At 73.4% G+C, this 8,043-nt stretch carries 8 protein-coding genes and 1 rRNA gene; all 9 read left to right on the top strand.

Annotated elements, in window-relative coordinates; genetic code table 11:
- Positions 1-94, top strand: a 5S ribosomal RNA gene (gene rrf, locus AB0K14_RS38165); the annotation flags it as partial.
- Between the two features lie 127 nt (positions 95-221).
- Positions 222-1,541 carry a hypothetical protein gene (locus tag AB0K14_RS38160; RefSeq protein ID WP_360466736.1) on the top strand — a complete coding sequence of 440 codons (1,320 nt, stop codon included), beginning with the start codon at positions 222-224 and terminating at the stop codon, positions 1,539-1,541.
- Positions 1,538-2,635 carry a hypothetical protein gene (locus AB0K14_RS38155; RefSeq protein ID WP_360466738.1) on the top strand — a complete coding sequence of 366 codons (1,098 nt, stop codon included), beginning with the start codon at positions 1,538-1,540 and terminating at the stop codon, positions 2,633-2,635. The genes AB0K14_RS38160 and AB0K14_RS38155 overlap by 4 nt, the downstream gene beginning before the upstream one ends.
- A 121-nt stretch (positions 2,636-2,756) precedes the next feature.
- A complete protein-coding gene (locus AB0K14_RS38150) occupies positions 2,757-3,545 on the top strand; it encodes an HAD-IIA family hydrolase (RefSeq protein WP_360466741.1) in 789 nt (262 codons plus the stop codon).
- Between the two features lie 5 nt (positions 3,546-3,550).
- Positions 3,551-3,724, top strand: a complete 174-nt coding sequence (locus AB0K14_RS38145; protein WP_360466744.1) for a hypothetical protein — start codon at positions 3,551-3,553, stop codon at positions 3,722-3,724.
- 3 nt (positions 3,725-3,727) lie between these two features.
- A complete protein-coding gene (locus AB0K14_RS38140) occupies positions 3,728-4,534 on the top strand; it encodes a TlyA family RNA methyltransferase (RefSeq protein WP_364340282.1) in 807 nt (268 codons plus the stop codon).
- Between the two features lie 95 nt (positions 4,535-4,629).
- Positions 4,630-5,520 carry an NAD kinase gene (locus tag AB0K14_RS38135; protein ID WP_360460472.1) on the top strand — a complete coding sequence of 297 codons (891 nt, stop codon included), beginning with the start codon at positions 4,630-4,632 and terminating at the stop codon, positions 5,518-5,520.
- 65 nt (positions 5,521-5,585) lie between these two features.
- Complete coding sequence (recN, locus tag AB0K14_RS38130; protein WP_360460462.1) at positions 5,586-7,367, top strand: DNA repair protein RecN; 1,782 nt, start codon at positions 5,586-5,588, stop codon at positions 7,365-7,367.
- On the top strand, positions 7,364-8,023 hold the full coding sequence (locus AB0K14_RS38125) for a hypothetical protein (RefSeq protein WP_360460460.1): 660 nt from the start codon (positions 7,364-7,366) through the stop codon (positions 8,021-8,023). The genes recN and AB0K14_RS38125 overlap by 4 nt, the downstream gene beginning before the upstream one ends.
- The last annotated feature ends 20 nt before the right edge of the window (positions 8,024-8,043 follow it).

Below are 8,043 nucleotides of genomic sequence, written 5' to 3'. Positions count from 1 at the left end.
AACACCCGGTCCCATTCCGAACCCGGTAGTTAAGCCTTCCAGCGCCGATGGTACTGCACTCGTGAGGGTGTGGGAGAGTAGGACGCCGCCGAACATTCTTCCCTGAAAGGGCTTGTGGTGGGGGCACATTGATTTGTGCTCCAAACCGCAAGCCCTTTCGGCGTGTCCACAGTAGGAGGAGTTAGTGTCCAGGTTCGGGGATCGACCCGGCGACCGTCAGCGTGGCCAGGGAGACCGACCGCGCCGATCCGACGACGGTGGCCGTGCCCAGGGAAGCCGCAAGCCCAGCAGCAGCGGTGGCCGTGACGCCCGCAGCACGGGTGGGCGGTCGAGCGGCGGCTATCCACGCCGGGACGACCGGCCTGGCAACGACCGGTACACCAGTGGCGACAAGCCGCGCGGTGGCGACCGGCGGGATGACAACCGAGGCGAACGGCCTCGCTACGACAAGCCCCGTGACGACCGTGGCGCAGCTCCCCGACGGGATGACAACCGGAGTGGCGGCTTCCGCCGGGACTCCGGGGACCGACCCAGCTACCCGCGCCGCGATGACCGCGCCGGCGCACCACGTCGCGACGACCGCACCGGTGACCGGGGCGGGTTCCGGCGCGACGACAAGCGGGATGACCGCGGCGGCTACCCCCGTCGCGATGACCGCTCTGGCAGCGACCGCCCCAGTAGTGACCGTGGTGGATACCCGCGCCGGGACGACCGTTCCGGCAGTGACCGCCCCAGTGGTGATCGTGGTGGTTACCAGCGTCGGGATGACCGGCCCAGTGGTGACCGCGGCGGTGACCGACCCAGCTACCCGCGTCGCGATGACCGGTCGGGCAGTGGCCGGCCCAGTGGCGACCGCGGTGGCTACCAGCGTCGGGACGACCGGCCCAGTGGTGATCGCGGTGGTTATCAGCGCCGCGACGACCGGCCGAGTGGTGACCGTGGCGGATACCAGCGTCGCGACGACCGGCCCAGCGGTGATCGCGGTGGTTACCAGCGTCGGGATGACCGGCCTAGCGGTGACCGTCCCAGCTACCCGCGTCGTGACGACCGGGGCAGCAGCGGTAGTGACCGTGGCGGCTACCCCCGTAGGGATGACCGGCCCAGTGGTGACCGCGGCGGTGACCGCCCCAGCTACCCGCGCCGCGACGACCGCGGTGGCGAGCGTGGTGGCGACCGCGGCGGTTACCAGCGTCGGGACGACCGGCCCAGTGGTGACCGCGGTGGATACCAGCGCCGCGACGACCGGCCGAGTGGCGACCGCGGTGGGGATCGTCCCAGCTACCCGCGTCGTGACGACCGGGGCAGCAGTGGCAGCGACCGTGGTGGTTACCAGCGTCGGGACGACCGGCCCAGTGGTGACCGCGGCGGCGAGCGACCCAGCTACCCGCGTCGCGATGACCGGTCGGGCAGTGACCGTCCCAGTGGTGACCGCGGTGGGTACCAGCGCCGCGATGACCGGCCGCGTTACGACAAGCCCCGGTCCGACAAGCCCAGGTCCGACAAGCCCCGAGTCGACAAGCCGCGGTCCGACAAGCCCGTGAGCGATCGGCGGGACGAGCGCAGTCGCGATCGGGCCGCGCGGTTCCAGGAGCGGGTCACCCAGGCCGAGACCCCGCAGGACGTCGACGGCGCCACGACTGACGTCGAGGCGACCGCTGTCGACGCCGTCCGGGATGACGCGGTCCAGGCCGAGGCCGTGGTCGTCGCCGAGGAGTCCGTGACGCCCGAGCTCGACGCCGGAACCGCGGCCGAGCCGGACGCCGATCAGAGCGATGAAGACGACGAGGACGACGAGGCGGAGGGCGTGGAGCCCGAGGCCGTCGACGGCGTCGATGCAGGCAACGCCGTCGTCGCCGTCAACGGGAGCGCCGTGGAGGCCCTCGTCGAGCCCGCCGGCAGTGCGGGCAACGGCACGGGCGAAGTCGCCGAAGCGGTCGACTCCGACGAACGGGTGTTCACCCGGGCACGCACGCCCGAGCTGCCCGACGACGCCGACATCTCGATCCTCGACCCCGAGGTGAAGCAGGAGCTGCGCGGCCTGCCCAAGGGTCTGGCCGACATCGTGGGCCGGCACCTGGCGGCGGCGGGCATGCTCATCGACAGCGAGCCCGAACTGGCGCTGGAGCACGCCCGGTACGCGCGGTCGAAGGCGGCGCGGGTCGCGGTGGTCCGCGAGGCCGCCGGGCTGGCCGCCTACCACGCGGGCGAGTGGGCCGAGGCGTTGTCGGAGCTGCGGGCCGCACGGCGCATGTCGAACAGCACCGGGCACGTCGCGGTGATGGCCGACTGCGAGCGGGCGCTGGGGCGTCCGGAGCGGGCCATCGAGCTGGCCCGTGAGGCGCAGGTGTCGCTGCTGTCCCCGGACGAGGCGGTGGAGCTGCGGATCGTCGCGGCCGGCGCCCGGCGGGACATGGGGCAGCTGGACGCGGCCGTGGTGGCGCTGCAGGGCGACGACCTGGACGAGAAGCGGCGTGACCCGTGGAGCGCCCGCCTGTTCTACGCCTACGCGGACAACCTGGAGGCGGCCGGCCGCACCGAGGAAGCCGTGAAGTGGTTCCTCAACGCGGCGCAGGCCGACGACGACAACGAGACCGACGCGGCCGAGCGGGCGTTCGACATCAGCCCGCAGGACTGACCGCCACCGCGGTCACATGACCGATCGCACACCTGAAGGCTCGGCACCACCCGGTGCCGAGCCTTCAGACTTGTGCCCAGCCGGAGAAGCCTTCCCGGAGAACTCCCGAACGGAGACGCCTGTGCTGCTGGCCCGTTACGACGCCCTGCTGCTGGACCTCGACGGCACGGTCTACCGGGGGCGGGAAGCCGTGCCCGGCGCGGTCGAGGCGGTCGCCGCGGCCCGCGAGCACGGCACCGGCATCCGGTTCGTCACCAACAACGCCTCCCGCTCGCCCGAGGCGGTGGCCGAGCACCTCACCGAACTGGGCTTCAACGCCGCGCTGGACGAGGTGAGCACGAGCGCCCAGGCCGGTGCGGCGATGCTGTCGGACCTGGTGCCGCAGGGCGCGCACGTGCTGGTCCTCGGCACGGACGCGCTGGCCGAGCAGGTGCGGCTGCGCGGGTACCGGCCGACCGACAGCGCCGAGCACGCCCAGGCGGTCGTCCAGGGCCTGTCGCAGGAGCTGGGTTGGCGTCAGCTGGCCGAGGCGTGCGTCGCGATCCGCCACGGCGGCGCGCACTGGATCGCCTGCAACGTCGACGCCACGCTGCCCACCGAACGGGGTCTGCTACCCGGCAACGGGGCGCTGGTCGCCGCGCTGCGGACGGCGACGGGCGTGGAACCGCTGGTGGCGGGCAAGCCGGCGACGCCGCTGCTGGAGCAGGCCGCGAAGTCGGCGGGTGCGCAACGGCCGCTGGTCGTGGGCGACCGGCTGGACACCGACATCGCGGGCGCGGTCAACGCGGGCATGGACTCGCTGCTGGTGCTCACCGGTGTGTCCACCGAGGCCGAGGTGATGGCCCTGCCGCAGGACCGGCGTCCCACCTACGTGGCTGCCGACCTGTCCGTGCTCCATCGGCTACCTTGAATCCTGTGAGCTTCGAGGTTCCCCTCCCCGGCCCGCCGCGTGATCCCGTGGCCGGGATCGACGACGCCCTGGCCGGTCTCGACGGGCTGGACGCGCTCGACGTGGTCGAGCACGTGGCCCGGTTCGACGACGCGCACACCGCGTTGACGGTCGCGTTGTCCAGCATCGACAAGGTCTGACCGGTGCCGCGCAGGGCTCGGCTGGACGCCGAACTGGTCCGCCGCGGGCTGGCCAGGTCACGGGAGCACGCGAGCCAACTGGTCGCCGAGGGTCGGGTGAGCGTGCGCGGCACCGTGGCCACGAAACCCGCCACCGCCGTCGAGCTGGACACCGCGGTCGTGGTCCGCGAGACCGACGGCCCGAACTACGCCTCACGGGGCGCGCACAAGCTGGTCGGCGCGCTGGAGGCGTTCGACGGGGTGGTGGTCGGGGGCAGGCGGTGCCTGGACGCGGGCGCGTCCACCGGCGGGTTCACCGACGTGCTGCTGCGGGCGGGTGCCCGGCAGGTCGTCGCGGCCGACGTCGGCCGCGGCCTGCTGGACTGGCGGTTGCGCACCGACGACCGGGTCGTGGTCAAGGACAGGACGAACGTGCGGTCGTTGACACCCGAAGACATCGGCGGTCCGGTTGAACTGGTGGTGGCCGATCTCTCGTTCATCTCGTTGAGGCTGGTGCTGCCCGCGCTGGCCGCGTGCCTCGACGAGGAGGGCGACTTGCTGCCGATGGTGAAACCCCAGTTCGAGGTGGGGAAGGAACGGCTCGGGTCGGGCGGTGTGGTGCGGGATCCGGAGCTGCGCGCGGAGGCGGTGCTGGACGTCGTCGGGTCCGCGGCCGGGCTCGGCCTGCGCCTGCACGGCGTCACCGCGAGCCCGCTGCCGGGACCTTCGGGCAACGTCGAGTTCTTCGTCTGGCTGCGCCGGGGCGAACCCCTCGACGCGGCGGACGCCGCCGCGCTCGTGCGCGCCGCCGTGGCGGCAGGTCCCCAGTGAACGGGGATCCGGTGAACGGGGATCCAGTGGGCGGGGATCCAGTGGGCGGAGATCCGGTGAACGCGGGTCCAGTGGGCGGGGATCCGGTGAGGGAGATCCTGCTGGTCGTCCACACCGGGCGGCGCAGCAACGTGCTGGTGGCCCAGGAGGTCGCGGCGCGGTTCGCGGCGGGCGGGGTGAGGCTGCGGGTGCTGGAGGACGAGGCGCCCGAGCTGGACCCGTCGTGCTACACGCAGGTCGTGCTGGCCGACGAGAAGGCCGCCGAGGGCACCGAGTTGGTGTTCGTGCTCGGCGGTGACGGCACGCTGCTGCGCGCGGCCGAGTTGGCGCGGGCGGCGGGTGTGCCGGTGCTCGGGGTGAACCTGGGCCGGGTCGGGTTCCTGGCCGAGGCCGACTCCGACGCGCTGTACGAGGCGATCGCGCACGTCATCGAGCGGGACTACGAGGTCGAGGAGCGGATGACGCTCGACATCACCGCGTCGGTCGACGGCGAGGTGCTCGAAGGCACGTGGGCGCTCAACGAGGCCAGCGTGGAGAAGAGCACCCGGGAACGGATCCTGGACGTCGTGGTGGAGGTGGACGGGCGGCCGGTGTCGGCGTTCGGCTGCGACGGCGTGCTGGTGGCGACCCCGACCGGGTCGACGGCGTACGCGTTCTCGGCAGGCGGACCGGTGGTGTGGCCGGACGTGCAGGCGCTGCTGGTGGTGCCGAGCAACGCGCACGCCCTGTTCGCGCGGCCGCTGGTGGTGTCACCCGCGTCCGTGGTGGCGCTGGAGGTCGACCCGGAGGGCCATCCGGCGGTGTTGTGCGCGGACGGCCGCCGCACGATCAACCTGCCGCCGGGCGCGCGGGTCGAGGTCGTCGGCGGCAGCACCCCGCTGCGGCTGATCCGGCTGCGGCCGGGTCCGTTCACCGACCGGCTGGTGGAGAAGTTCGCGCTGCCGGTGCAGGGGTGGCGCGGTCCGTCCGCCAAGCAGGACGGGTAGATCAACAGGCGAACACCCGCCCCCGAACACACGCTTTGTCAGCGTCGCCCAGTAGTGTTCCCGTCGTGCTGGCCGAGATGCGCATCCAGGGCCTCGGTGTGATCGACGAGGCCACCCTTGAGCTCGATGCCGGTTTCACCGTGGTGACGGGCGAGACCGGCGCGGGCAAGACGATGGTCGTCACCGGGCTCCACCTGCTGGGCGGTGGTCGGGCCGAAGCGTCCCGCGTGCGCAACGGCGCGGACAAGGCGGTGGTCGAAGGGCGGTTCGCCGCGCCCGCGGGCAGCCCGGCGGCCAAGGTCGCCGAGGAGGTCGGCGGCCAGCCCGACGACGACGGCAGCGTGATCGCGATCCGCACCGTCGGCGCCGACGGGCGTTCCCGGGCACACCTGGGCGGCCGGTCCGTGCCGGTCGGCGTGCTGGCCGAGCTGGCCGAGCAGTTGCTGGCGGTGCACGGGCAGAACGACCAGCTGCGGTTGCTGCGGCCCGCCGAGCAGCGGTCGGTGCTCGACCGGTTCGCCGGTGACGAGGTCGCCGGGCCGTTGCGGTCCTACCGGAAGGTCCGCGACGAGTGGTTGCGGGTCGCGACGGAGCTGTCCGAGCGCACCGCGCGGTCGCACGAGCTGGCCCGCGAGGCCGAGATGCTGCGGCACGGCCTGACCGAGATCAACTCGGTCGACCCGAAGCCCGGCGAGGACGAGGAGCTGGTCGCCGAGGCGCGCCGGTTGGCCGACGCCGACCAGTTGCGCGAGGCCGCGTCCGGCGCGCAGTACGCGGTGGCGGGCTCACCCGACGGCGACCCGGACGTGCCCGGCGCGTTGGGGCTGATCGGCGAGGCCCGTCGGCGGCTGACAGCGACGGACGACCCGCAGCTGCGCGACCTGGAGCCCCGGCTGGTGGAGGCGGAGACGCTGCTGGCCGACGTCGGCGCGGAGATCGCGTCGTACCTGGAGCACCTGGACGCCGACCCGGCGCGGTTGGAGCAGGTGCTCGCCCGCCAGTCCGAGCTGAAGTCGTTGACCCGCAAGTACGCCGCCGACGTCGACGGTGTGATCGCGTGGGCGCAGGACGCGTCGACGCGGCTGTCCGGGCTCGACACGTCCGACGAGGCGTTGGCCGCGTTGGCGGCCCGGCGCGACGAGCTGGCGGTGGAGCTGGCCGGGCACGCCCGGCAGGTGACCGCCGAACGGGTCGCGGCGGCCGAGGAGCTGGGCAAGGCCGTGTCGGACGAGCTCACGGGCCTGGCCATGCCGCACGCCACGGTCGAGGTCGCGGTGCGGCCCAGGGTGGCCGAGCAGGGCGACGCGCAGGCGTTGAAGGTCGGCGGGCAGCTGCTGCACGCGGGTGCCAGCGGGGTGGACGACGTGGAGCTGCGGCTGATCGCGCACCCCGGCGCGCCCGCGCTGCCGGTGCACAAGGGCGCGTCCGGCGGTGAGCTGTCGCGCGTGATGCTGGCGCTTGAGGTGGTGCTGTCGCACTCCGACCCGGTGCCCACGCTGGTGTTCGACGAGGTCGACGCCGGTGTCGGTGGTCGGGCGGCGGTCGAGGTGGGCCGCAGGCTCGCCCGGTTGGCGCGCAGCCACCAGGTCATCGTGGTCACGCACCTGCCGCAGGTCGCCGCGTTCGCCGACCGGCACCTGGTGGTGGACAAGACCGCGGACGGCGTGCTGACCCGCAGCGGTGTGCGCCGGTTGGACGAGTCGCAGCGGGTGGTCGAGCTCGCGCGGATGCTCGCGGGCATGGACTCCACCGACACGGGCCGGGCGCACGCCGAGGAGTTGTTGGCGGCGGCGAAGGCGGACAAGGAGAGCGTGCCCGTGGTGCGGCGCAAGGCGAAGAAGAAGTGAGCCGACGGCTGTTCGGCGCGGCCCTGTTGGTGGCGGCCGGCGCCACGGCCGTGGTCGGCACGTTCCTGCCGCTGTACTCGGAGGGCGCCGCGAGCGGCGGCATGACGCCCCTCATCACCGTCACGTCGTGGGAGTACGTCTTCGCCGAATTCCCCGGCGACCCGGACTTCCCTCCCGTGCAGAGCCCCCAGTACGGGGTGCCGATCGTGGTGTCGGCGGTGCTGCTGGCGATAGCGGCGGCGCTGGTGTTCCTGCCGGAGGCGCAACGCCTGGCCGCCCGGTACCTCGGGATCGCCGGGACGGGTGTGCTCGTCGGCTCGGTCTGGGCGGTGGTGGCGGTCGTCGTGTCCATGGACGGCAACGCGTCGCGTGGCGGATCCGAGGGCTTCACCGTGGAGGTCGGTGAGAGCGTGCCGGTGTTGGGGGCGTCGGTGCTGCTCGCGGTGGTCGGCGTGGTGCTGCTGCACGCCCGTCGGACCGCGCCGCGGCCCGAGGGGCCGGTGGTCTACCGGGTGGACGGCGGCGAGGACGACGACACCGACACCCCGCCGTTCGGGATCCCGGTGGTCGAGGTCGCGCAGCTCCCGGCGTCCGAGTACGACGATCCCCGCGCCGACGACCGCCGCGCCGACGATCCCCGCACCGACGGCCTGTGACGGGCGCGCGGCCGGGCCGG

Source organism: Actinosynnema sp. NPDC050801 (assembly GCF_040673975.1).
In the GTDB taxonomy this organism is placed as follows: domain Bacteria; phylum Actinomycetota; class Actinomycetes; order Mycobacteriales; family Pseudonocardiaceae; genus Actinosynnema.
The sequence above is the reverse complement of the archived record's forward strand: the minus strand, read 5'-3'. Positions and strand labels throughout refer to the sequence as shown.